The following is a 25,577-nucleotide window of genomic DNA, read 5'->3' as shown; positions in this document are numbered from 1 at the left end:
GATGCCGATATTTTCATCATGCCACAAAAAGATTTAAAACACCCCGCCTCCCGCAGCTATGTTCTGCCCGGTGATCCACCGGGCTGCATCGCTGGCCAGGAAAACAGCTACATCGGCTACATCTTCCGGCTCTCCTACCCGCTTGAAAGGAGACATTTCTGCGGCCACTGCCCGGTCGCGCTCCGGTAACAGATCGGTATTCGTAAAGCCTGGAGATACGGCATTGACGGTGATATTACGCGCTCCCAATTCCCGCGACAGCACCCGCACAAATTGCTCTACCGCGCCCTTGCTGCCAAGGTAGATGGCGTTCATGGTAAAATACATTTGCGTACCGCCAGTAGAAGTAACAATGATACGGCCACCGTCCTTCACTCTTCTGGCGGCTTCCTGCAACACGAAAAATATACCTTTTGCATTAGTGTTAAACACGGTATCATATTGCTCCTCGGTAGCCTCCGACAGCAAGGCAGGAATATAGTTGGCGGCATTGGCGATCACAATATCGGGAGTACCTAAAGATTCTTCCGCCTTGTCAAAAAGTGTTTTGATAGCGGATAGCTGAGAGATGTCTGCTTGTATGGCCACTGCTTTCCCCTGCTGCTGCCTGATCTTTTCTGCCATCTCTTCCGCAATGGCAGCACTTTTCGCGTAACTGATGGCTACCGCCGCACCAGCAGCGGCCAATTGTTCTACCATCGCCTTCCCGATACCTCTTGAACCTCCTACTACGATAGCGGTTTTGCCTTTGAAGGCGTCGTTTGCAAATGTTCTCATAATAATACAATTTACAGAATATCTGCTAAGGGAAAAAGATGAAACAATTGCGGACATAGTGCATTACCTTTGCCGCCACAGCAATAAAAAAACATGAGTCAATTTCCGCATATCAACCTGCCCTTAAAGCACAAACTGACATTCACCGCCAACCCGGTAAACGTAGTGCCATTGCCGAACGGAGAGTTCCTGATGAATTTTGCAAGTCAGCCGCTGATCACCAGGCTCAGTGCTGATCTTGAAATTGTTTGGGAAAAAATCATGCAGGGACAAAATGCGAATTACGTCAGCAGTAAATTGTCGGCTTCTTCTGATGGCCGCCTGATTGCGATTGCCGGCGCAACCGATATACGCGTTCTCGATGCGGCAGGCGCCAGTATCTTACACAAGATTGAACACGACTCCTGGGGCTGGTTCCTGGGCGCTGCCTGCTATTTCAGCAAGGATAACAAAACGATCTGGTATGTATTACCAGGTGATGAAAATAAAACAGACGAGTTGCAGATAATGGATGCTGTTACTTTTGAGGTAATAACATCTCACCCACTGATGGAAAGCCAGCAATACGCTTATGTATTTCATGCCACGCCAGACGATGATGTGGTCCTGCTGGAAGCCGCCGCAGGCCAGGAAGAAACCATGCTGATGCAATTACAGCTGCGCAATAGCACCGTATCCCTGACCGAACTAACCCAATGTAATGACGTGATCATGGGCAACTTTGCACCATCCGGAAAAGAGTTTACTACTGCCCCTCACTATGATGGTCCCCTGGAGATCTACTCCTTCCCTGACATCACCAAGGTGGCAACGCAGGATCAAGCTGCTATTTTCGATGGCAGCAAAGATTTCCCTGCCGCAGAACCAGACAATATTAACTATAGTGTTTTCTTTGTAGATGATCAGAACATACTCGTAGTGTCCCAATTTGGAAGATTGTTATTGCTGGACAGAAAAGATTTACGTTGCAAGGCAGAGGTAATGCCGGAGGGTATTGAATTTACAGCATATAACCTGGATGGCAATCCTACTACCAACCCGGATTATATCTTTGATTACAGCAGTAATATCATCAATGTAATGATCATACACGGGCAGCTGCTGTTGACGACCGGCGATGGCCAGTTGCGCAGCTATGACTTGCCTGTTTGATGCCGGGCATATAAAATAAAAAGCTCAGGCTGTTCATTTATATCTTCGATCTAAAAAATATCTTTTATTCAGCGCTATTCTGTATTATGCGTTGTTGCCGCGCTGTCATTTTCAGTTTCGGAGATCCTGTACTTTCCCACTCTTAATAACAGGCGCCCGTGCCAGGCTATTTAACTTCATTAAGAGCTTGTAACAATTTATTTAAATTCGCCTCGCGGGTCTCTCTATACTCTTCCCATAACTTTAAAATTTCCGGCAGAAGCTCCCGTTTGATGGATGTTTTTGCCAGTTCCTTTGTATCACTTTCTATGGTACCTTCGAGGTATAATTGTCCAAAAGCAGTAGCAACGATAGCTGCATCGATACCAGTCATGTAACGAATTCCTGAATCATGCTGCTTTAAATAAGGCGCCAGTTTTTCAAGGGAGATTTCTTTGATATCAAATTTCGGATATCCCCAGTTTTCAATTTGCTCATGTATGAATTGAACAGGGCTTTCTGATTTATGCGCCGTTCGCCAATTCTTAAATCCGGCATAAGCATCCGCTCCATCGTCGCTACCAAAAGGCGCAGTTTCTTCAATTACATCAAAGAAAAACGTATCATTCATTAATTGCTTGGCATTGGGATGGGCTTTCTCAAAAGTTGGTGAATAATCATTCATATTTTTATAACGTTTTTAGTTGCTATTGGCAGAAATAACCTGCCGGGCGTAAAAGTTAAATAACATCAGCTATCATTACCACAGTAACAGTACACGCAATACTAACTGACGGCTTTTGAAATACACACTCACTATTTTAGTTTCGGCCAGTTCCATGCCATCACTACTGCGGTTGCAGTCAATATACTTTCTATAAATGATAATAACACATAGAAGACTCTCCATTCTGTCAATGATGAGATTCCCACCAGCGCAGTAAACAATGTAAAGAATATTCCGACTGAAATATTCATCCATTTTGTAACTTTTGGAGTTAATATTAAAGATAAAAAAATCATCAGTGCAGGAACTGATAATATCAAGGTAGTAATCAGCAATTTTATCGGACTATCCAGCATATTTTGTCCGTTTAAAAGCCCTTCCACTTTTTTGGGCACGTAAAGTTCAAAATAGTCCCCATAAATATAACAAAACATAATAGCCGTCCAAAGAGCGGATAATTTAATTCTGATGTTTATTTTATAATCTTCCAATGTATTTTCCATGATATAAAATTTACGTTCCGGTATTAGCAATAAATTTATGACTTATCGTTTTATCATAAAACCAAAAAAGCCGCATAAATCTTGCGATTCATGCGGCTTTAATATTCTTCCTGTGATCCCGCTGGGACTCGAACCCAGGGCCCATACATTAAAAGTGTATTGCTCTACCAACTGAGCTACGGAATCATTCCCCGTGTTTGTAACGGGAGTGCAAAGATAGCAATTATTTGATCTCAGCCAAATATTTTTCTAATCTTTTGAAAATTAAAGTTTTACTTGCCGCTGAACAGTATCCTGAAACGGATGGAAGGATCATCTTTCTGTGAGGGACTGAATACACGCAACGTATAATATTTCCCCGCCGCCCAGTCGGCCACGGCATTGTCGTAGTAAGGACTACCGGGATTACCGCTCTGCCCCCCGGGATAGATGCCCACCGCTTCTGTCGCGCCCTTCTTCAGTTCCACGATCATTCGCCACGAAGGGCCATGCGTTTTCTTGGTAGCATTCACAATATGTTGCCCGCCGCCGGTGCGGAGGTTCATTGCACTGAAGGCAGGCAGGCTGCGGGTGAGATGCCTGATATCCGTGCCCCTGGCCTTTCCCAGGGCAAGATCACCTGCCTTGTCCAGTTCGGCGGCTTCTTTTTCTGTTTCAACGAAGGCTGTATGCACAAGCTCCGTAAGCGTTTCTTTTTGCGGTGTGTGGATATTATCTATGAAATGTACCGCACTATCACGCAATAACATCAGCAAGGTGGTGGTGGATTGCGGCTTCGCAATCACGGCGCTGTCGGGAGTGCTCAGCTCATCCTGCCAGATCTTTTCTTCCAAACGGTCCCAGAGCATATTGAACAGGGTAGCGGCTTTGCTGTCAGGGCTGCTCACACAATTCCAGCGGGATAGCTGCTCCCAGTAACCACGCTGTGCTGCGTTCAGCGAAGCGCTGTCGATATGCCTCCGCAGCAAAGGCAAGGCTGCCGCGGCAAAGAGGTTGGTATTGTCTGTCTGCAAGGCGATCATATCGGTTTGCGTGATGCCGTTCATCGCGGCAAGACGATTATTGATACGCTCTCCACGGAACAGATCATATTCTGCGTAGAGGCGGTAGGGATAGGTGCTGTCTGTCGGATGCTGGTTGGCAGAGCTCACAAAACCTCTCGCCGGATTTTTGATATGCGGCAGCTCATCATGCGGGATATAACCTTGCCACGCGTAGGTGCTGTCGCCGCCTGGCATCACCCATTTACCCTGGTCTTTCCAGCGTGCCGGATATTGACCATTGTGCCAGATGGCGATATCTCCCTCCTTATCTGCAAAAACAAAATTCTGTGCAGGGCAGGTATATTCTTTGATGGCAGCTAAATAATCATCATAGTTGTGCGCTTTATTGAGCTTGTAGAAAGTATACAGCTCATTGGAAGGATCGAGCGCTTTCCAGTGCATCGCGAGGAAAGACTGGTTCGCCGTTTTATCGGGATAGCTGTTGTCAAACATCACGGGGCCCCACACGGTGTAGGCCACGGTATCGTGGATGGTGGCGCCGCCGCGCACTTTGATATCTTCTATGCGCAGGTCTGCTTTGCGATAGCCGCCATTGAAAAGATACTCCTGTTTTCCATTGCGGAACTGCATGCGGTAAAAGTCTTTCACATCTTCTTCTCCATTGGTCACGCCCCAGGCGATATGATCATTGAAACCGATGATCACGCCGGGTGCGCCGGGCAAGGATGCGCCGTATACATTCATATCAGGTGTGTGGATCTGTACTTCATACCACAGTGAAGGCAGGCTTAGCCCGAGATGTGGATCGCTGCAGAGGATGGGCGCGCCCGATCTTGTTTTGCTGCCGCTCACGGCCCAGTTATTACTGCCATTGTCGGGATCGGGCTTGTCTGTTTTAAATTTCATATAGGCGGCATCGAGCGCCAGCACACTGTCCGGCGGCGGCACCGCTTTTACAGAGGCGGCCGCAAATGCAGTGCCCTTGGGGATGATAGGGTCTGATGAATCCTGGAAATCGGGATACATCAGGTTAAAATCTTTCATGGAGAAGATCTTTCTCGCATTGGTATTTTCCAGATCTTCACAGGCGCCCGCGAGATCGTGCGCCATGTATTTCAATAGCAGCGCGCATTTGATCGGGTCCCACTTTTCCGGTTGATAGTCGAGCAGCTTGTACTCTACCGGCAGCGTGGCTGGCGTGAGAGAGGCGATGTAAGCATTGATCCCTGCCGTATAGGCTTCCAGCGAGGCCTTCGTTTCAGGGTTAGCCATCATGGTCTTCAATGCCTGTTCTGCGCCGTATACCATGCCACGACGGCGTTGTGTGCGGTCGTAGTTGATCATGGAAGGACCGAGTATTTCAGAGAGACGGCCGGCAGCAGCGAAGGTCTGTAGCTCCATCTGCCAGAGGCGGTCGCGCGCGGTCACATATCCTTGTACGTAAAAAGCGTCGGCTTCATTTTCTGCGAAGATGTGCGGCACCATGCGATCGTCGAACCAAACTTCTGCTTTGCCTTTGAAGCCTGGCAATTGCAGCGCTTCGCGCGGGCCGGTGCCGATAGGTTCAGCATTCATCCAGAAACCTTGCTGGGGGCTCAAAAGCTTGCCCATCGGCGGGGTCTTTCCAATCTTGGTGTTGAGTGCCCAGGTGAGCGACAGGGTGATAGCAGCTGATACCACAGCAGGGATGATTCTCATAATTTTATCAGGGTATATATCTCAGTAAAATAAGTAATTTCTGAGATATAATCGCCACTTATGCCAATACATTTACCAACTTCGTCAGCTCCGCTTCAGTATTGAAGCTATGCAACACAATACGCAGGCGCTCCTCTCCTTTCGGCACCGTAGGATGCAGGATGGCGCGCACATCCAGCCCCGCCGCCTGCAAGGCCGTAGCGGTATTGCGCGTATGTTCATTGCCCCGCGTGAGCACCACCTGTATCGGTGTATCACTCAGTATCGTTTCACGATGCTGTACGCCTGCCCTGAATTGTTTGATCAGCGATTGCAAATGCGCCCGCTGTTGACGCATGTACGGAAACAGGCTGTAACCCGCCACTATAGCGGCGATTGCCGTTGCCGGCAAAGCCGTGGTATAAATAAAGGAACGGGCGAAGTTGATGAGATAATCCCGCAATACGGCGGAACCCAATACCACCGCACCATGACAGCCCACTGCCTTGCCAAAGGTATGCACGCGCGCAAAGCATTGCGCCTGCAAGCCCAGCGCCTGCACGAGGCCTTCTCCCCGCTCGCCTGCTATGCCCGTGGCATGCGCTTCATCAACGATCAGGTGCGTGCCGCTGCGCTGGCATAAAGCCGCGATGGCCGCCAGCGGCGCCATATCGCCATCCATCGAATACACCGATTCCACCGCCACGAAAATATTTCCCGTAGCACGGCCGATCTTTTTCTCCAGGTCAGCCAGGTCATTATGCATAAATGAAAACGACTGCCCCTGCGATAAACGGATACCATCTCTGATAGAAGCATGGATCAGCTGATCATAGATCACAGTATCGCCCCTTTGCGGAACGCTTGAAAACAGCCCCAGGTTGGCATCATAGCCAGAATTGAAGATCAGCCCGGCCGCTGCATCATGAAATGCGGCCAGGTCTTTTTCTACTTCTTCTATCCATGCGTAATTACCTGCCAACAAACGCGATCCCGTACTGCCATGCATATACGGCCGCTCCTGCAACAGCGTATGCACCGCCTCCTGCATCGCCGCGCTGCGCGCCAGCCCGAGGTAATCATTGGAACAGAAATCCACCAGCTGCCCCGGCAGCCGCAACGTACGGAAAGCATGCTGCTCACGCCGTTGCGCGAGTGGCTGTAATAAAAAGTCTTCCATAAACAATCATCTTGCTTCTAGCAAATTACAGCATTCGCGCGTATCTTCGCGCAACAAGTCAAAGAGCGACCATGAGTAAAGTTTCCATATTAGGCCTGAAGCTCCCCACCGATCCGCGCTGGGTGAACCTTGCGGCGATCTCCCTGCAGGATATCCTGACAGACCACGCTTATTGTGAGCAGAAGGCGGCATCGTCCGCCATCTCGCTGATACAGCGCAATCCAGACAGGGAGCGGCTCGTACAGGAACTGGCGCCCATCGTTACCGAAGAATGGGGACATTTCCGGCAGGTGCTCGCCGAAATGAAAAAGCGGGGCCTCCCGCTGGGCAAGCAGCGTAAAGACGACTACGTCAACGCACTCATGGAACACCGCGTAAAAGGCGGTACGAAAGAAGACGCTCTCCTCGATGCCCTGCTCATCTTCGCACTCATCGAAGCGCGCAGCTGCGAACGCTTCCGCCTTCTCAGCGAAGGACTGAAAGATGAATACCTGCGCGAGTTCTACCGCAAGTTCATGATCTCCGAAGCGGGCCACTACCGCCTCTTCATCGATCTTGCCAATGAATATTTTCCGGAAGAAAAAGTAAAGGACCGCTGGCAGGAATGGCTGCGCATGGAAGCGGAAATACTAAAAAATATTGAAGTGCGGGGCGATCGTATGCACTAGAAGTTGAAGCCCATATTCACATAAAATTTCAACTGGCCGGACTGGTCGCTGTACATCATCGTGGCTTCCACCGGCCCCAAACGGGTGCTGTAGCCGGCTCCGATGCCATAGCCACTGAGATATTTGTAATTGCTGCTGGTATTGCCGTTGAAATCATATAGGGCAACGCCTACGCGCGGCATAGCAAAAAGATTTCTCCATACCTCCCATTGCCAGGCCACCTGCGCCGCCGCTATGCTGGAGGTGATCACCTCTCCCTCATACAATCCCACAAACTGCACCTGGTTGTGCATCACATCCGACATCCCGCCCACAATAAATCCGTTGATGCCGCTCTGGTTATAGCCCAGGTTTATCGCTCCCGTACCATCCAGTTCCAGCGCGCTTTTGCGGCTGAAAGGAATGTAGTATTTCATCTTCAGCAAGGCCCGTTGATAGTTGTTGAACTTCACGCCTAAACTGTCCAGGTCCACCGGAACGCCGCCCTTATTCACTTTGATGCCCGAGTGCTGATTATAAACATATCCTGTTTCGAAATTCAGCCACATACCATGTGTAGGATATATTTTCCGGTCGAGGGAATTGACGCCAAAATAGATATACGTATTCAGCTGATTGGTGCTGCCTTTCAGCTCAATGTAAGGAGAGAACTGCGGCTTGTATTTAATATACTCCCAACGGGTGCCCGCGCCCATAGACATGGTGCTGCCCATGGTGTATTGCATGCTCATATCCACATTAAAATACTTGTTGCGGTATTGTTGCATTTTGTTGAAAGCGTCGTCATAAAAAGTGAGGCCATTATTTTCGTAATAGGTGCTCAAGCCGAAGCCGAAGTTCCGGTTACGCCCGAGGTATTTGAAGTATTCGGCCTGCAGGCGCGGGTTTTCGCTGATCGCTACGCTCACGAAGGAACGGGAATTGGGGATGATAAAATTCCGTTGCGTGATATTGAGGATGGCGCTCGCATTGGTAAAGGTATTATAGTTGATCGCGAACTTCACATAAGTGAGCGGGTTCTCTTCTACCGTAATATCCATGCGGCTTTTGCCATATCCTTCTGGTGTGAGGTTGTAGGTGATGAGTTTATAGAAGCGGGTGCCGAAAACATTTCTCACCGCATCGCGCAGCTGTAGCGGCGTATAGCAGCCGCCCGGGCGCAGGCGCAATCGTTGCAGGAAAAATTTCTCGTCGGAGTGTATGAGGCCTGTCACATGAATGCTGCTCAATTCAATATCCGTGGCAAAGGGCAGCCGGTCGGCCACAAAGGGCGCAGATGCATGGATCGCATTCAGCGAATCCGCCAGGTGCTTGAATACCGGGTACATTTCCCGGCCGCGGCGCCGGCCAGCTTCGATGATGGAGTCCACGCTGCCAAAGCTGGCAGCGGAATAGTTTTCAAGATATTTGTTGATAGATACATAGATATCGCATTGTTTGCGGGCCTCCTTGAAATCGGCGGCATCTTTATAGAACCCCAGCTGGTAAAGGATATCGAAGGGTGTGAGCAACTGATCGGCTTTGCGAAGGCCGCCGCTCACATTGGAGCCGATAACGATATCGGCGCCCATTTCTTTAGCGGTGATCACAGGAAAATTGCGTACTACGCCGCCATCCACCAGCTTGCGGTTACCGATCTTCACTGCGGTGAATATCGAGGGGATGGCCATGCTGGCGCGGATACTGGTCACCACCTCGCCGCTGTCGAGCGTCACGATCTCGCCGGTGGCTACGTCCGTAGCGACGCATTTAAAAGGGATATTGAACTTCGAGAAATTCTTTTCATCTTTCACGGGCCAGCACAATTTGGCTAACTCGAGCCACAGCGCCTCGCCGGAGATCACGCCGGAAGCCAGTTTGGGCTTGCCATATTCAAACGGTATCTCGATAATATATTTGTTATACTCATTTTTTTCTTCGTATGAAATTTCGGTAAGATCGGGCTGATTGCTGAAAAGGCTGTTCCAGTTGAGTTTGCGGGCCAGCACCTCAATGGAGTCGCCGGAGTAGCCCATCGCATACAGGGCGCCCACAATGCTGCCCATGCTGGTGCCGGTGAGATAATCTATTTTGAGGCCTGCGCTGTCGATCGCTTCCAGTATACCGATATGTGCGAGTCCGCGCGCGCCGCCGCCGCTGAGCGTAAGCCCGATCTTCGGGCGCTTTGCGCCGCTGTCCTGGGCTTGTCCGTTTATCCCGAGCAATAACAGGCCAAAGAAACATGCCACCCTGATGATGCGATATAACTGTCCACGATTCATTTGTATTAAAGATAAGGAGCATTGGTCGAATTATGAATTACGAATTAAGAATTACGGCTTGGAGCGAAGGTTGTCTGGCTCAGGATTGAATGATTGAAAGGATTAACAGGATTTTTTCATCAGGATTTTTAAAGATTAAAGGAGATTTTCGGGTAGATCTTCGCGAATCCTTTCTTAATCCTTATTAATCCTGGTAAAAAAATCCTGGTAATCCTTTCAATCATTCAATCCTGAGCCATAATTTTTTATATCTTAAGGGCACTATGAAACAACTTAATGCTCAACAAAATATCTGGCAGGTGATATTGGCATCGTCAGCCGGCACTATGATCGAGTGGTACGACTTCTACATTTTCGGAAGTTTATCTGCCATTATCTCTGAAAAATTCTTTCCGCCCAGCAATCCTGATCTGGCGTATATCGCTACCCTGGCCACTTTTGCTGTGGGCTTCATTGTGCGGCCTTTCGGCGCCCTGGTGTTCGGAAGGCTCGGCGATCTCGTAGGCCGCAAATACACCTTCCTGCTCACGCTCCTGATCATGGGCGGCTCCACCTTCGCCATAGGCCTGATCCCCAGCTATCAAACCATTGGTTCGCTGGCGCCTATGCTGGTGCTCCTCCTCCGGCTGCTGCAAGGTCTTGCACTGGGTGGCGAATATGGCGGCGCCGCTACTTATGTGGCGGAACATTCGCCCAACGACCGCCGCGGGTACTACACCAGCTTTATCCAAACCACCGCCACACTGGGCCTGTTCGTATCGCTGGCCGTGATCCTTATCACCCGCAGCACCATGACGCCAAAAGATTTCAACAACTGGGGCTGGCGTATCCCCTTCCTCTTGTCGGTAGTGCTGGTGGCCATGTCGTACTACATACGTACACGGCTAAACGAATCGCCGCTGTTTGCGCAAATGAAACTGGAAGGCAAAACCTCCGCTAATCCCATCAAGGAAAGTTTTGGTAAAAAAGAAAACCTGCGCCTGGTATTATTAGCGCTCTTCGGCGCAGCCATGGGCCAGGGCGTGGTATGGTATACCGGCCAGTTCTATGCGCTCTCCTTCCTGCAAAAAACCATGAACATCGAGTTTGTGCAGTCGAACATCATCATCGCCGTGGCATTGCTGGCGGGCACACCGTTCTTTATCTATTTCGGCGGGCTCTCCGACAGGATAGGCCGTAAAAAGATCATGCTGGCAGGCATGCTGCTGGCCGCCATCGCGTATTTCCCCATCTACCGCGCGATGGACAATGTAGGCAACCTGCAACTGAAACAGGAATCCAAAGAATTGTTCAAAATAGAAAGCGATTACGCCAAAGACGCCTCCGGCAAGCTCGTAGCGCAAACCACCCGCGTACACAGCTACAGCGACGGCACCATCCTGAAAGAAAAAGAGGGTAAGAAAGAGATCACCGTGAGCACCACGAATGTGATCTGGCTGATTGTACTCGTATTCATACAGGTATTGTTCGTAACGATGGTATATGCACCCATAGCGGCTTTCCTGGTGGAGCTGTTCCCCACGCGCATCCGTTATACGTCTATGTCATTGCCGTATCATATCGGTAATGGCGTATTCGGCGGACTGCTCCCTACCATCTCTACCCTGCTGGTAACGGAAACGCATCATCACCTGGCAGGATTGATCTATCCCATCGCCATTGCATTGATCTGCTTCGTGATCGGCGCCGTATACATCAAAGACAAAAGAGGGATACCGCTGTAAGCTCAGTGCTCGAAATGCGCCAGCAGCGATTGCAGCGGCAGTTGCGGATGTTCCTTCATCAGCTGCTTTACCTTGGCGGCATAGGTATGTAAAAACTGTTGATGCTGCTGGCTGCCGGCGTTGAAGGGGCGGTGCTGTGCCGCCCGGTTGATGTCTGCAATGCTGTGCAACAATGGCTGACTGCCCGGATGGATGCAGCTTTTCACCACCTGTTCCCATACATAGTTCACCGCCAGTTCATTGGGGTGTACCATATCTGCTTTATAAAAGCGGTAATCACGCAGGTCGTCTATCACCAGCTCATATGCCGGGAAATAGAACAGCCGGTCGAACTTATTGACCAGGTGATGCACGGCCTGTAGCAGGATCGCTTTGCTGAGATTATTTTCCACGAGGCCATCGCGGATATAGCGCACCGGACTAACGGTGAAGAGTATATTAATTTTATGGTTACGGAAGAAGAGACGGTGCATCATATTATCCAGCGCGGTGATGATCTCTTCAGCAGATAGCAGCCGTTTGTAGAAAGTGGCTGCGGGCACTTTGTGGCAATTGCCGGCGATGGTATTGTTCTCTTTCAGGAAATAAGCATGTGCGGAGCCGAGGGTGAGCACGAGCCAGTCGGCCTTTTCCAAAGTAACAGCTGCGCGCGCCTGTTCGCTGTTAATGGCTTCCAGCGCGGCTTCCGGCGTTTCTGCCGAGAAGCGGCTGTGATGGTCCCAGCTGTGCCAGGCATCGTTATGATGAAAGAGGTCGTTTTTCGTATATACTTTACCGTCAAGGTAGGTATGGATCGCTTTGGTGATGCTGAGCGGGTTGAAGAGGATGCCATGCGGGTTGATACTGACATTAAAGCGGTGTTCCAATAGTTTTTCGCCGATCTCTTCGGCAAAGCAGGAGCCCATCAGCAGCAGCTCATCGCTGTATTGTATGGCGGGTTCCAGTGGTTCCACCGGGAAGCTCAGATGAAATTGCATGAGTTGATGTTAATCTTTAAAAACAAGGTCTGCCAGCGCCTGTGCAGCGATGAGCGCTTTCCTGTCCAGCGTAACCGGCGTCTGTTGCGCTTCACAGAAGGCGATCAGGTTTTCGGTGGCGAGGTTACCTACCAGTTCATCTTTGGCCATGGGGCATCCGCCGATACCTTTGATGGCGCTATCGAAGCGGCGGCAGCCATGGTCCCAGGCGGCCCGCACTTTTTCTTCCCAGTTATAGGGCGCCGCATGAAAGTGAGCGCCTATTTCCGTGGCAGGGTAGGCTGGTATCAGGTGTTGGAAGAGACTGGAGATATTTTCCGGATCGGCAACGCCTACTGTATCAGCGAGGGAGATAATGCCGATCTCCATCTTCACCAGTTCATCTACCCATTTCAATACGATCTCCGGGCTGTATGGATCGCCATAAGGATTGCCGAAGCCCATGGAAATATAGACTACCAGCTCCTTCCCGCTTTTGATACAAAGCTCCTGCATGGTGTGCACCTGCTCCAGCGATTCGTTGATGGTTTTGTTGGTATTGCGCAGCTGAAATGTTTCTGATACAGAAAAAGGGAATCCGAGGTAGCGTATCTCATCGAACACGATCGCTTCCTCTGCGCCGCGCACATTGGCTACAATGGCCAGCAGCTTGCTTTTGGAGCCGGAGAGATCGAGCCGTGGCAATACCTCTTTGGTATCGGCCATCTGCGGTATCGCTTTGGGCGATACAAAGCTGCCACAATCCAGTGTGTCAAATCCTACTTTCAGCAAAGCATTCAGGTACGCCACTTTCTCATCTGTGCTGATCATCCTGTGCCATCCCTGCATGGCGTCGCGCGGGCATTCTATCAGTTTAAGCATCAGAGATATTTTTAGATTTTCGATGTGAGAATTTAGGAATTTAAGGGCTTATTTAAATTTCTAAATTCTCACATCAAAAAATTCGAAAATTATTTGGTTCGTTGTTTAAGCGCTTCATATAAAATAATACCGGCAGCTACTGATACGTTGAAGGATTCGAAGTTGCCGGCCATGGGGATGCGGAACAATACGTCGGAAGCCTTTCGCAGTGCGGGATACACGCCTTTATCTTCAGAGCCCATGATCACCGCTACGGGTTCTTTGAGATCGCAGTGATAGAGGATGGTATCCGTTTCCATTTCGCTGGTGAGCACTTTGATACCGTTGAGATGCAGGGTATCGATGGCTTTCAGCAGGCTGTTGACGCGGCATACGGCGATCTTTTTCAGGGCGCCGGCAGAGGATTTCATCGCTTCTTCGTTAAGGGCGGCGATGCCTTTGTCGGGGATGATGATGGCCTGCGCGCCGCAGCACACCGCGCTCCGCGCGATAGCGCCGATATTGCGTACATCTGTGATACCGTCAAGGATCAGGAACAGCGGCGTTTGGCCCTGTTCTGTTACATGAGAGATCACGTCCTGTAAATCGAGGTAGGTGATATTGCCCGCCAATGCGATAATGCCCTGGTGGTTGGCCTGTGTAAGGCTGTTCAGCTTTTCCACCGGCACCAGGTTAACGGGTATGTTGTAAGTGTCCGCTGCTTCCCTGATCTGTGGAATAATATCGCCGGTGGCGGTACGCAGCATGAATATGCGTTCGATGGGTTTGCCGCTGTTGATCGCTTCCAAAACAGGCTGGCGGCCTATGATCAATGACGATTGCTTCGGACGCGGATTCGCGTATTTCCTGGGCGCATCGCCCCGCTCTTTTCTGAATTTTCTTTCCATTATCCGCAAAGATACCGGAATTATCTAATACCCCAGCTGCATCAGCTTCAGGCGCTGGATAGCGGCAACGGACAGTGAGTCGGTGATCTCATGGTGCTTCACCATGCGCCAGGCTTCTTCGAAAGGTACTTTCTTAACGATCAGCTGTTCGGTCTCTTCCGGTTCGGCGCTGCGCTGTTCCAAGCCCTGGGCAAGGAATACCACCGCTGTTTCGTCGGTAACGGAATTGGAGGTATCCAGTTTCACCAGCAGTTCCCAGTGACGGGCTACAAGTCCGGTTTCTTCCAATAGTTCCCTTTGAGCCGTTGCCAGCGGGTCTTCACCCAGCGGGCCGCCGCCTTCAGGGATCTCCCAGGTAAAACGTTCCAGCGGGAAACGGTACTGCCCTACCAGGTAGGTATTCATCTCTTCATCCAGCGCCACTACGCCCACGGCTATATTTTTAAAGTGTACCACACCGTAAATACCCGCATTGCCAGCGGGGTTCAGCCCTTCGTGGTGATCCAGGCGTATCCAGTTATTGTCGTACTTCGTTTCGCTGGAATGTATCTTCCAGGGATTTTTATTGATATCCATCTACAATTATAAGGAGAGGTAGTAATAATAAGAATTAGTGTCTTTTTTAAATCCCTTCGACTCATACAATTGTTGTGCCGTAGTATTGTCGATATAGGTTTGCAACATCAGCCAGGCGGCATTGGTGGCCTTTCCATGGGCTTCGGCGGCATCTATCAGCGCGCTGCCGGCGCCTTTGCCACGATGGGCTTCCAGCACATAGAGATCGTTCAGCAACCAGCCGCGTTTCATGCCTACAGAGGTGAAGATCGGGTACAGCTGCGTGAAACCGATGATCTCTTCTCCCTCCAGCGCCACAAAAATGATACTCTCCTTATTGTTCATTCTCGCTGTAATAAATTCCAGCGCACCCCTGAAATCCGGCGCCTGTCCGTAAAAACTGCGGTAGGCATCGAACAATACCGCTACTTCATTGAGATGCAATTCCGTTGCCTGAATAACTTCCATAAGATAATCGTATTTGAACACCAAGGTACTAAAAATAGATCAGATGCCCGATCCGGTGGAAACCGGGGAGGCATCTGACTATACTTCTACCTTAAATCTTGCTAAATAACGTTAACGTATATACGCAAATCCCTAAATTCTCACATCTCTAAATCCTTAAATCCCAAAATCCTCAAATACTCAAATACTCAACTGTTTTCTTTTGTTCTTGTTCACCGCATCATTCACCAGGTATACGCCGCCCAATGTAACGGCCGATCCCAATGCCATCAGCCAGGTAAGTCCTTCGCTGAGCAACACCCAGCCGAGGAATACCGCCACGATCGGGTTGATGTAGGCATACACCGCCGCCAGTGCCGGCGGCAGGTTGTTGAGCGCAAACACATAGGCTGAATAAGAGATGATCGATCCCACCAGTATCAGGTACAGCAGGCTTTCCCACAGTTCAGCGGTAAAGCTGCCGGCATTCAGTTGCTGCCCCATGAACGTAGTGCCTACGGTGAGCATCACCAGTCCACTGAAAAGCATCTGGAAGCCGGCGCCATACAGGTAATTCACGCCGAGCGCCCATTTGGCCGTGAGCACAGAGCCCAGCGCCCAGAATACACAGGCGCATATCGACAGCGTGATACCAAAACGAAAGTCGGGGTTCATCAAACTCGACAGGTAATTATAAAAGATGGCGGCCACGCCGGCGAAGCCCAGTATCATCCCGATGATCAGCTGTAAGCCCAGCCGCGTGCGTTGCACCAGGAAATAACTGAACAAAGTGATCCAGATAGGCACGGTAGCGGAAATGATAGCGCCAAGGCCGCTGGGAATATACTGCATGGCCCAGGTCATGAGGCCATTGCTGCCACAGAGCATGATCACCCCTATCACAAACAATTTCGATAACACCACCCTTTCCGGTAATTTATAGCCGCGCAACAGGAAGAAGCCGGTGAGCAGAAAGCCCGCAGTGGCCTGCCTGATGCCGGCCAGCATGATCCCGTGTATGTGCCGCACCCCGATGCGGGATGCGAGATAAGTGGTTCCCCAAAAGACACTTACGATCGCCAGTGCGATGTAAGCATTTGTATTTGATTTACGCATAGACTTGTTTACCTATTACCAGTTCTTTCATTTTTTCATAGACCAGCTGCACATCTTTTGTTGCTGTGCGCCAGTTCACCAAAGCCGCCCGGATGGCGTGTTTGCCTTGATAAACCGTGCGGGTCATGCAGGTAAGGCCACTGGCATTGAGCTCCTGCAAAAATTGATTGACTGCCATTTCCTGCTGCGCTTCCGGCACATCCAGCGTAAAGCACACCACGCATAAACGTACGGGCGCCAGCAGCTTGAAATGTTTATCCTGCGCAATGAGCGCGCCCAGTTGTTGCGCCAGCTGCACATTGTTCTCTACGATCTGCCGGTAGCCATCCTTACCGTATGCCAGCAGCGAAAACCAGGCTGGCAGCGCACGCTGGCGCCTGGAGTTCTCCGGCACGTAATTGATAAAATTGAAATGGGCTGCCGGATCGCCCAGGTAAGCAGCGCCTGCATTCTGGAACACTTCCACCTGCAAGTCGGGATGCGCGGAAAATATCATGGCCGCATCGTAAGGAACATTCAGCCATTTATGTGCATCCACCGTGATACTGTCTGCCAGCTCCCAACCTTGCAGCAGATGGCTATAATCCGCGCTGCAAGCGGCAAAGCCGCCAAAGGCAGCATCTACGTGCAGCCAGAAATCATATTTCTTTTTCAAAGCCGCCACCGCCGCGAGGTCATCAAAATCAACGGTATTCACGGTGCCGGCATTGGCGATATAAATAAATGGCTGGCCTTTATGCGCCTCCAGGTATTGTTCCAAAGCAGCTATATCCACTGCCTCCCGCTGCGGCAAAGCTGGCAGCTTCACCAGGTTATTACGTCCGAGACCGAGCATCGACAAAGATTTGCCGATACTGGAATGCGGCGTGCACGACAACACCTTCAAGGAAGACAATGCTGCCATCCCATCTTTCGCGATATCTACTCCATGCTGTTTGCCCAGCCATTCCCTTCCGATAGCAAGACCTGTGAAATTAGCCATGGTAGCCCCTGTAACGAAGGCGCCGAGAAAATGTTCCGGCAGATTGAACAATGATTTCAGTAGAGCAATCGTTTCCGTTTCTATATTGAAGGCGGCCGAATCCCTATCAGCAGCATTCAGGTCAGTAGCTGCAGCGATCCAGTCGCCCATCAAAGCGGCGGGTGTTACGCCGCCGGTCACGAAGCCCCAGTAGCGGGGTCCTGATGCCGCCGTCAGCTGATCGCCATAGCGCTGCCGGAACTTCTCTAAAGTAGTCACTCCTCCGAAACCTTCGTCTGGCAAGGGTATTGGCGCATGTGGCTTAACTACCTTATCTGCCGCGAGCTTGTCGATCACTGATAAAAACCTGCTGCTGAAATCTTTGGTTAGCTGTAATAACTGGTCTGTGCGCTTTAGGTCGTCGCGGAGTTTCATATGACGGGCATTTAGGAAAATGAAAGACCAAAATTGCGACAATTTACAGTAGAAAAACAGATTCAGTTTCGTGTTTTTCGAGGATATCAGAATAGGACCAGGATTAAACGGATTAATAAGATTTTCCTGATTTAAGCCACGAGATCAAAGCGAAGATTATTTTTTGTTCCCCGGGTTCCACCCGGGGCTACCGGGCTTTAGCCCCTACGGGGCAAGAATGCAGCGAAGAAAATTTTTGAACAAAAAATAATCTTCGCTTTGATCTCGTGGCTAAAATCTGGAAAATCTTATTAATCATATTAATCCTGGTTCAGACAACCTTCGCGATCCTTTATTAATCCTGATAAAAAAATCCTGGTAATCCTTTCAATCATTTAATCATGAATAAATCCCCCTGCTCATGATCCAGTAGCCAGCGTTTGCGCCAGAGTCCTCCGGCGTAGCCGGTGAGGGAGCCGTCGCTGCCGATGACGCGGTGGCAGGGTACGATGATGGCGATATTGTTTTTGCCGTTGGTAGTACCTACGGCACGGATGCTTTTCGGGTTGTGGATACGACGGGCCAGCGCCTGGTAAGAAATCGTTTGTCCGTAAGGGATAGTGAGCAGCTGCGCCCATACGCCTTGCTGGAAATCGGTGCCTGGCTGCGCGATGGGCAGCTCAAAGGCTTTGCGTTCGCCTGCGAAATACTCACGTAACTGACGTGCGCATTCCTGTACGAGCGCCGATGGCGGCGGAAAAGCCTCGCTGCTGTCCTCATCAAGGAAGTTGATGCCGCTGATATGTGTGTCGGTACCGCTGATCAACAGCGGACCAACGGGAGTGTCTATACGAAGATGAGAAGAAGATACGGTGTCCATGATCAACTTATTGCGATAATAAAGAACGCCACAGGTAGAAGGTAGCATAGGCGGCATGCTGTTGCCAGCGGCCGGTATATGTCTGCAATTGCGCGGGGGTGGGTTTGGCATCGAGTTGCAGGCGGTGACGGATGGCGTTGTGCAAACCCGCATCTTCCAGTGGCAATGCTTGCGGAAAGCGCTTGTATTTCATCAGCACATAATTGGCCGACCAGTTGCCGATACCTTTAAGGGCCAGCAATTTTTCTTTGGCGGCCTCGTAAGGCAAAGTAGCGAACATGGCTGCACTCAGCTGGCCGCTGGCCATCTGCTGTGCGGTATTAATGATGTAGGCCGCCTTACCGCGCGAGAACTGCATAGGCAACAGGGCTTCCGGCGGGAGTGCCGCCACCACTGCGGGATGCGGATACAGGTAGTAGTCGGTACCATCGATCTTTTCATGATGACCGAAAGCCTGTATAAAACGTTGCCGCAGCGTATACGCAAATGCCAGGTTGATCTGTTGCCCGATGATGGTCCAGGTGATGGCTTCAAACAGGTCGGGGATGCCTACGAGGCGCAGCCCTTTATAGCGCTGTGGCAGTCCTCGCAGCAAGGTGTCGCCCTCGCTGTAGTTGTAGAATGCTTGCAGGTTCATGCCGAGGTCGAGCCAGCGGCTTACATAATCGCGGATGCCTGCGGCATCAACGGGTGTGTTGTCGGCCGCGCGTACCATCACTTCCAAGGCGCCTTTGCCGGTGTCGGCGATGTGCAGCAGCGCGGGCGTATCACCCGCCAGGATCATCTTCTGTAGCGTGTTTCCCCGGATGTAGTGCAAACATTCCTTGTCTGACCTGCCAAGAAAATAAAGGCATTCCCGGAACGAAAAATTCTCCGGATCACTCACTTCTACTATTATCTTTTGCCAATCCATATCAACAAAAGTAAACAGAAACGAGACATTCTACAGCCCGATTATTGCTATTTTCCCGCACGCAATTGTGCGGCTATTTTAATGGCAGTGAACAGGTGATGCGCTTCATGCAATACGAAAAAATCTGTCCATTCGGCGATGGTGAGTCCTTTGTATAAAGGATGCAAGCCTTTGCGTTGGAGCGCTGGTCCGGATAAACTGGTCACAAGGCGGATCACCGCTTCCCTGCTGTTTTTCAGGGCAGCCAGCACTTCCTGAACGGGCAGCGATCTCAACTGGATAAAATACGGATCTTCATCTCCCACATATCTGTCTAACATCGGCGCCTCTTCTTCCAGCATCCGCTTCACGCGGGCCAGGAAAATATGCTGATAGGCAGTCTGGTGCGCCACCTGATCCTGCGCGGACCATTTGCCGGGTGCTGGCGGCTGTTTTAATTGTTCATCGGAAAGCATGTGCACGATCTCGGCAAACGATTCGTGCTGTGTTTGCAAACGGGAAAGCAAAGAAGGATATAACATCTCCAAAATAAATTATTTTTTTTGCAATAAAACAGATGCAGTTTCATTAATTTTGACCATATCAGATATTTTTTGCCATGTTAAAGACTGCCGACCATCTCTACCTGCAGGTAGCAGATAATATTGAACAGCTGATAGAGAAAGATGTGCTCAAGATCGGTGAAAAGCTGCCATCCGTACGCACTTTGAGCAAGCAGCAGGGCATCAGCCTCACCACCGCTTTCCAGGCCTATTATCACCTGGAATCGAAAGGACTGATAGAGTCCCGGCCTAAATCGGGTTATTATATCCGCTTCAATATGCGGCGCATGCCGCCGATGCCCAAAACCTGTCAGCCAGTGAAGAAGGCGGCAGATGTAACGGTAAGCGAGATGATATCGGAAGTGTTTACACAGATGTTGAGAGAAGATGTGCTGCGCCTTTCTGTGGCGGCGCCGCCCCTGAGCATACTGCCATCGGCGAAAATATCCAAGGCGGTGGTGCAGGCCATGCGCGAGCTGCCCGCCAGCGGCATTGGCTACGAACCTTTGCAGGGCAATGAAAAATTAAGGGGACAGATCGCACGGCTCTCCCTCAGCTGGGGCGCTGCGATCTCTGAAAATGATATCATCACCACCAATGGCTGTATGGATGCGCTCACCCTCTGTCTTTCGGCCACCACGCAACCCGGCGACACCATCGCCGTGGAAAGCCCCGCCTACTATGGCTCCCTGCAATTGGCGGAAAGTCTTGGCCTGCGCGTACTGGAAGTGCCTACGCATCCGGTAACGGGCGTTGACCTGGAATATCTCGACAAAGCCATTCCCCGCCATAAGATCAAGGCCTGCCTTTTTGTGCCCAACTTCAACAATCCTTTGGGCTCCTGCATGCCGGACGAAGCCAAGAAAGAACTGGTTACCATCATCGAAAAATATGATATCGCATTGATCGAAGATGATATCTATGGCGATCTTTATTTTGGTAAGCAGCGCCCCGGCTGTTGCAAAACCTTTGATAAAAAAGGGAATGTGCTGTTATGCAATTCCTTCTCAAAGTCGCTCGCACCGGGCTTCCGCGTGGGATGGTGCATCCCCGGGAAATACAAAGACACCGTACTGCGACTGAAACAGAACCATTCTCTTGCCTGTAGTTCGCTGCCGCATGCGGCCATCGCACATTTCCTGGAAATAGGCCGCTATGAGCATCACCTGCGCAATCTCCGCAAACAGCTCCACACCCAATGCCTGCGCTACTCGCAGGCCATCAGTGAATATTTTCCTGAAAGCGCCCGCATCAGCCGGCCGCAAGGCGGCTGCGTGCTGTGGGTGGCGCTGGATGAATCCATCAATACTTTCGAGCTGTTCCAGCTGGCGCTCAAACAGAAAGTGAGCTTCTGCCCCGGGCGTATGTTCTCCCTGTCTAACCGCTACAGCAACTGTATGCGTATCAGTTATAACGTTCCCTGGAGCAAACAGGTGGATGATGGTTTGAAGGTATTGGGGAAATTGATCAGGAAGATGAGCAACGCATAAGGCTCCTCACGCCGTTTTGCGGTAATTCCATATCGCCACGCCATTCATCACCAGCGCATAGGCGCACATGATGAGGAGATAGTTTTGTATCTGTGCAAAACCGCTCCCCTTCAGCATTACCATGCGTATCACCTTGATAAAATAAGCGATAGGGTTGAACCAGGTGATCACCTGCGCCCAGTGCGGCATGCTCTCTACCGGCGTAAACAGGCCGCTCATCAACATAAAGATGATCACAAAAAACCAGGCAATGAACATGGCCTGCTGCTGTGTATCCGTGAAAGTAGAGATCAGCAAACCCATGCCCAGCATCACCCAGAGATAAATGGCGGCAAAGAGGAATACCAGCCCGATATTACCCACGATCGGCAATTGAAACACCAGCTTGCCTACCACTAAACCGAAGGCCAGTTCAAACAAGGCTACAATCCAGAAAGGAATGAGCTTTCCGAGGATGAACTGATATTTACGTATAGGCGTTACATTTAGTTGCTCGATGGTGCCGATCTCTTTTTCTTTCACGATATTCATACCGGAAAGAAAAGCGCCGATCAGCGTTACCAGCACCACCAGTATGCCTGGCACCATGAACACTTTATAATCCATATGGATATTGTACCAGTTGGAATAGGTGACATCGATCATGGCCGGCCCGCCGTGCTTGTCCAGCGCAAACCAGTTGCTACGTATATCCTGGTTGAAACTGCGGATGATGGTATTGGCATAGCCAGATGCCAGTCCGGCCTTGCTGCCATTGATCGCGTTCACCATCAGTTGCAGTTGCGCTTTGTCTGTTTTCACCAGGTCGCGCTCAAAATGCGGCGGGATACTGAGGATGATATCGGCTTTGTCGGCCTGCACATCGTCGAAAGCTTCCTGCTGGTTGAAGGTTTGGCGGTGCAGCCGAAAATAGCCGCTGGCGGTCATCTTGCTCACCAGTTGCCGGGACCAGGGCGAGAGGTCATGATCCACCACGTCGATAGCGAGGTTGTGTATTTCGTAATTGGCCGCATAGGAAAGCACGAGCAGCTGCAGCACCGGCACCAGGAGGATGATGCGCAGCATGGCCTTGCTGCGGAATATCTGCAAAAATTCTTTCTGTAAGATGAACCTTATCGTACGCATCAGCTTAAACGAATTTTAAAGTTCCTGATACTTAACCCCACGAAAAATACCGTCATACCCGCCAGGATAGCGGTTTGCATCCATACGCCTTTCAGGCCCTCTCCTTTCAGCATAATATTTTTGAGGATGATGATGAACCATTTTGCCGGCATCACATTGGATAATATTTGCAAAGGCCGCGGCATGCTCTCCACCGGGAATACGAAGCCCGACAGCAACACCGTTGGCATGAGCAATCCCATCATAGAGGCCATCATAGCGGTTTGCTGGGTATTGGTGAGGGTGGAGATGAGGATACCGAGAGAAAGCGCAGTGAGCACAAACAGCACACATTCCGCCAACAGCAGGAGCAGACTGCCTTTCACCGGCATACCAAATATCCATACACCCATACATAAAATCACCACTGCATTGATGAAGGCCAGCAAAATATAAGGGATCACTTTTCCGATGATGATCATAGCCGGTGGCAAGGGAGATACCAGCAATATTTCCATGGTGCCCAATTCTTTTTCACGGGTGATGGTGATGCTGGTCATCATCGCTGATACGAGCAGGAGGATGAGGGTCATAACGCCAGGCACGAACATGAAAACGCTCTTCAGTTCCGGGTTGTAGAGCATGCGCACCGTGGTATCTATTGCAAGTGGCAGCTCGGATTGACGGCTAAGCTCCTGCTGGTAACTGCCGATGATGGCTGTTGCATAGTTGAGCAAAGTGGTAGCAGTATTCGGATCGCCGGCATCGGCGAGCAATTGTACAGGTGCACGGTGTTGATGGAAAAAATTTTCACCAAACTTCGGTGGTATCACCAGCACCATTTTGATATCGCCTTTTTTAAAGGCTGTTTCGATCTCCTTATTATTACGCAGGTAAGTAGCTACTTCAAAATATCCCGATGCGGCCATTTGCTGCACCAGTCGCTGGCTACAGGCATCCCGTGATTCATCCAGCACCGCTATTTTCGCATGTTTGATTTCGTTGGTGATCGCAAAGCCGAACAAGATGATCTGCACCACCGGCATACCGAAAAGGATCAGCAGGGTACGCCGGTCGCGGAAGATGTGATAAAATTCTTTCCTGACAAAAACGAAGAACTGGTGCATAACAAAAATTTTATTTGCCTCTGGCCAGGCGGAGGAATACCTCATTCATGCTGGCCGCCTGGTAATGCTGTTTCAATGCCTGCGGCGTATCCAGGGCTTCTATCTTTCCATCTACCATGATCGATACACGCTTGCAATATTCTGCTTCATCCATGTAGTGGGTGGTTACAAAAACAGTTACGCCTTTGTCGGCCGCTTCATAGATCATATCCCAGAACTGGCGGCGGGTAGCGGGGTCCACGCCGCCGGTAGGCTCATCGAGGAATACGATCCGCGGATCGTGCAGGATGGCCACCGAAAAAGCGAGCTTCTGCTTCCAGCCCAATGGCAGCGCGCTCACGAGCGTGGCTGCCTCCTTGTCCATATCCAGTTTATGCAGCAGCGCGCCGGTCTTTTCTTTGATCTCTCCGTTGTTCAAACCGTAAATGCCACCGTAAAAACGAATGTTCTCTTTCACTGTGAGGTCTTCATACAAAGAAAAGCGTTGGCTCATATAGCCGATGTTCTGCTTTACTTTTTCGGTTTGCGTGTATACATCATAGCCGGCTACAAAAGCCTCGCCGCTGCTGGGTTTGAGCAGGCCGCACAACATGCGCATGGCGGTAGTTTTGCCTGCGCCGTTGGCGCCGAGGAAACCGAATATCTCCCCTGGCATCACTTCAAAAGTGATGGCGTTGGTGGCGATAAAATCACCGAATTTTTTGGTGAGCGACCTGGTAACAATTGGATTCATGATGATCGTTTATGCGCTGAGTGCCATGAAACAGTCTTCAATACTGGCTTCCACGGGAATGATCTGCAAATGTTGATGCGGCTGTGTACGCAGATAATCCTGCAAAGCCGGCAAACCAGTCTCGCCTTCTTTCAGTGTTACATGCAGGTATTCACCGAAAGTAAAAGCGCTGCGCGTGCCCGGAAAAGCCCGCACGCTGGTCAGCAGGTGGTACATATTTTCCGCGCGCATGGCCCAGATGCGGTCCGGGAACTTATTGATGATGCCCTGCGGCGTATCAATATCCAGCAGTTTGCCTTGCTGTATAAGCGCCACCCGGTCGCACAGCACTGCTTCATCCATATATGGCGTGGATACCAGCACAGGGATGCCTTTCTCGCGCAGGCCGCGCAGCATTTCCCAGAACTCCTTGCGGGATACAGGATCTACACCGGTGGTAGGTTCGTCGAGGAAGAGCACCACCGGTTTGTGCACCAGCGCGCAACACAGCGCCAGCTTCTGTTTCATGCCGCCGGACAATTTCCCGGCAGGCCTGTTTTTGAATGGCGCGATCTGCTCATAGATATCTTTTATCAGCTCGTAATTCGTTTGAATGGTGGTATTGAAGATGGTGGCAAAAAAGTGCAGGTTTTCGGCTACCGTAAGATCCTGGTAGAGCGAGAAGCGCCCGGGCATATAGCCCGCCATGCGGCGGATGGCCTTGTAATCTTTCCTTACATCCAGGTTATTCACGCTGGCCGTGCCTTTGTCTGCCAGCAGCAGCGTGGTGAGAATGCGGAACAGCGTGGATTTGCCCGCGCCGTCCGGGCCAATGAGACCAAACAGTTCTGCTTCTTTCACTTCAAAAGAAACATCGCTGAGGGCCTGCACCTTGCCGAAATTTTTACAGATACCATTCACGGTAATCGGACTGGCCAT

General features: G+C 50.6%; 24 protein-coding genes and 1 tRNA gene. 4 read left to right on the top strand and 21 right to left on the bottom strand.

The annotated features are described in order from the left end of the window. Positions 1-33: 33 nt before the first annotated feature. Positions 34-777, bottom strand: coding sequence for an SDR family oxidoreductase (locus FPG75_RS14095; RefSeq protein ID WP_143307490.1), 744 nt, complete (start codon positions 775-777; stop codon positions 34-36). 93 nt (positions 778-870) lie between these two features. Here FPG75_RS14095 and FPG75_RS14090 point away from each other — a divergent pair, with 93 nt between their 5' ends. Further along, positions 871-1,929, top strand: coding sequence for a WD40 repeat domain-containing protein (locus FPG75_RS14090; protein WP_143307489.1), 1,059 nt, complete (start codon positions 871-873; stop codon positions 1,927-1,929). Between the two features lie 166 nt (positions 1,930-2,095). Here the strand turns inward: FPG75_RS14090 and FPG75_RS14085 are convergent, their stop codons facing one another. From FPG75_RS14085 to FPG75_RS14065, 5 genes are all read right to left on the bottom strand, one after another. Further along, on the bottom strand, positions 2,096-2,593 hold the full coding sequence (locus FPG75_RS14085) for a hypothetical protein (protein WP_143307488.1): 498 nt from the start codon (positions 2,591-2,593) through the stop codon (positions 2,096-2,098). Between the two features lie 131 nt (positions 2,594-2,724). Next, complete coding sequence (locus FPG75_RS14080) at positions 2,725-3,138, bottom strand: DUF6326 family protein (RefSeq protein ID WP_143307487.1); 414 nt, start codon at positions 3,136-3,138, stop codon at positions 2,725-2,727. A gap of 113 nt (positions 3,139-3,251) precedes the next feature. Next, positions 3,252-3,324, bottom strand: a tRNA-Lys gene (locus FPG75_RS14075). 86 nt (positions 3,325-3,410) lie between these two features. Further along, positions 3,411-5,840 (bottom strand): penicillin acylase family protein, encoded by a 2,430-nt coding sequence (locus FPG75_RS14070; RefSeq protein WP_143307486.1) that lies wholly within the window; start codon positions 5,838-5,840, stop codon positions 3,411-3,413. 58 nt (positions 5,841-5,898) lie between these two features. After that, positions 5,899-6,999, bottom strand: a complete 1,101-nt coding sequence (locus FPG75_RS14065) for an aminotransferase class I/II-fold pyridoxal phosphate-dependent enzyme (RefSeq protein WP_143307485.1) — start codon at positions 6,997-6,999, stop codon at positions 5,899-5,901. Positions 7,000-7,070: 71 nt separating this feature from the next. Here FPG75_RS14065 and miaE point away from each other — a divergent pair, with 71 nt between their 5' ends. Then, entirely contained in the window at positions 7,071-7,667 is a 597-nt protein-coding gene (gene miaE, locus FPG75_RS14060) for a tRNA-(ms[2]io[6]A)-hydroxylase (protein WP_143307484.1), read from the top strand. Here the strand turns inward: miaE and FPG75_RS14055 are convergent. Next, on the bottom strand, positions 7,664-9,928 hold the full coding sequence (locus FPG75_RS14055; protein ID WP_143307483.1) for a patatin-like phospholipase family protein: 2,265 nt from the start codon (positions 9,926-9,928) through the stop codon (positions 7,664-7,666). The two genes, miaE and FPG75_RS14055, sit on opposite strands and share 4 nt — an antisense overlap. A 263-nt stretch (positions 9,929-10,191) precedes the next feature. Between FPG75_RS14055 and FPG75_RS14050 the strand changes: the two genes are divergently transcribed. Then, positions 10,192-11,652 (top strand): MFS transporter, encoded by a 1,461-nt coding sequence (locus FPG75_RS14050; protein WP_143307482.1) that lies wholly within the window; start codon positions 10,192-10,194, stop codon positions 11,650-11,652. A gap of 2 nt (positions 11,653-11,654) precedes the next feature. On the opposite strand, the gene FPG75_RS14045 is transcribed toward FPG75_RS14050, so the two are convergent. The 10 genes from FPG75_RS14045 to FPG75_RS14000 form a co-directional block, all read right to left on the bottom strand. After that, positions 11,655-12,629, bottom strand: a complete 975-nt coding sequence (locus FPG75_RS14045; RefSeq protein ID WP_143307481.1) for a GSCFA domain-containing protein — start codon at positions 12,627-12,629, stop codon at positions 11,655-11,657. A gap of 9 nt (positions 12,630-12,638) precedes the next feature. Continuing rightward, the gene (locus tag FPG75_RS14040) at positions 12,639-13,490 is read right to left on the bottom strand and encodes a hydroxymethylglutaryl-CoA lyase (RefSeq protein WP_143307480.1); all 852 of its coding nucleotides are present in this window, start codon (positions 13,488-13,490) and stop codon (positions 12,639-12,641) included. An 89-nt stretch (positions 13,491-13,579) separates the two neighbouring features. Further along, the gene (rlmB, locus tag FPG75_RS14035) at positions 13,580-14,377 is read right to left on the bottom strand and encodes a 23S rRNA (guanosine(2251)-2'-O)-methyltransferase RlmB (protein ID WP_201747958.1); all 798 of its coding nucleotides are present in this window, start codon (positions 14,375-14,377) and stop codon (positions 13,580-13,582) included. Positions 14,378-14,401: 24 nt separating this feature from the next. Then, the gene (locus FPG75_RS14030) at positions 14,402-14,953 is read right to left on the bottom strand and encodes an NUDIX domain-containing protein (protein WP_143307479.1); all 552 of its coding nucleotides are present in this window, start codon (positions 14,951-14,953) and stop codon (positions 14,402-14,404) included. Between the two features lie 6 nt (positions 14,954-14,959). Next, positions 14,960-15,400, bottom strand: coding sequence for a GNAT family N-acetyltransferase (locus tag FPG75_RS14025; RefSeq protein WP_143307478.1), 441 nt, complete (start codon positions 15,398-15,400; stop codon positions 14,960-14,962). Positions 15,401-15,580: 180 nt separating this feature from the next. Further along, entirely contained in the window at positions 15,581-16,495 is a 915-nt protein-coding gene (locus FPG75_RS14020; protein WP_143307477.1) for an EamA family transporter, read from the bottom strand. Beyond that, the gene (locus tag FPG75_RS14015; RefSeq protein ID WP_143307476.1) at positions 16,488-17,891 is read right to left on the bottom strand and encodes a pyridoxal phosphate-dependent decarboxylase family protein; all 1,404 of its coding nucleotides are present in this window, start codon (positions 17,889-17,891) and stop codon (positions 16,488-16,490) included. Before FPG75_RS14015 ends, FPG75_RS14020 begins: the two co-directional genes overlap by 8 nt. A gap of 370 nt (positions 17,892-18,261) precedes the next feature. After that, entirely contained in the window at positions 18,262-18,750 is a 489-nt protein-coding gene (locus tag FPG75_RS14010) for a methylated-DNA--[protein]-cysteine S-methyltransferase (protein WP_143307475.1), read from the bottom strand. A 7-nt stretch (positions 18,751-18,757) separates the two neighbouring features. After that, a complete protein-coding gene (locus FPG75_RS14005) occupies positions 18,758-19,663 on the bottom strand; it encodes a DNA-3-methyladenine glycosylase family protein (RefSeq protein ID WP_143307474.1) in 906 nt (301 codons plus the stop codon). 47 nt (positions 19,664-19,710) lie between these two features. Then, the gene (locus tag FPG75_RS14000) at positions 19,711-20,184 is read right to left on the bottom strand and encodes a DinB family protein (RefSeq protein WP_144695862.1); all 474 of its coding nucleotides are present in this window, start codon (positions 20,182-20,184) and stop codon (positions 19,711-19,713) included. A 77-nt stretch (positions 20,185-20,261) separates the two neighbouring features. On the opposite strand from FPG75_RS14000, the gene FPG75_RS13995 reads away from it, so the two are divergent. Beyond that, on the top strand, positions 20,262-21,695 hold the full coding sequence (locus tag FPG75_RS13995; RefSeq protein WP_143307472.1) for an aminotransferase-like domain-containing protein: 1,434 nt from the start codon (positions 20,262-20,264) through the stop codon (positions 21,693-21,695). 6 nt (positions 21,696-21,701) lie between these two features. On the opposite strand, the gene FPG75_RS13990 is transcribed toward FPG75_RS13995, so the two are convergent. The 4 genes from FPG75_RS13990 to FPG75_RS13975 are packed head-to-tail and all read right to left on the bottom strand — an operon-like array spanning position 21,702 to position 25,577. Then, positions 21,702-22,820, bottom strand: coding sequence for an ABC transporter permease (locus FPG75_RS13990; RefSeq protein WP_143307471.1), 1,119 nt, complete (start codon positions 22,818-22,820; stop codon positions 21,702-21,704). Next, a complete protein-coding gene (locus FPG75_RS13985) occupies positions 22,820-23,926 on the bottom strand; it encodes an ABC transporter permease (protein ID WP_143307470.1) in 1,107 nt (368 codons plus the stop codon). The genes FPG75_RS13990 and FPG75_RS13985 overlap by 1 nt, the downstream gene beginning before the upstream one ends. 10 nt (positions 23,927-23,936) lie before the next feature. After that, entirely contained in the window at positions 23,937-24,659 is a 723-nt protein-coding gene (locus FPG75_RS13980; RefSeq protein ID WP_143307469.1) for an ABC transporter ATP-binding protein, read from the bottom strand. Between the two features lie 9 nt (positions 24,660-24,668). Continuing rightward, a complete protein-coding gene (locus tag FPG75_RS13975; RefSeq protein ID WP_143307468.1) occupies positions 24,669-25,577 on the bottom strand; it encodes an ABC transporter ATP-binding protein in 909 nt (302 codons plus the stop codon).

This window comes from Chitinophaga vietnamensis, assembly GCF_902167635.1.
Classification (GTDB): domain Bacteria; phylum Bacteroidota; class Bacteroidia; order Chitinophagales; family Chitinophagaceae; genus Chitinophaga; species Chitinophaga vietnamensis.
This window is presented reverse-complemented; position numbering and strand designations above follow the sequence as displayed.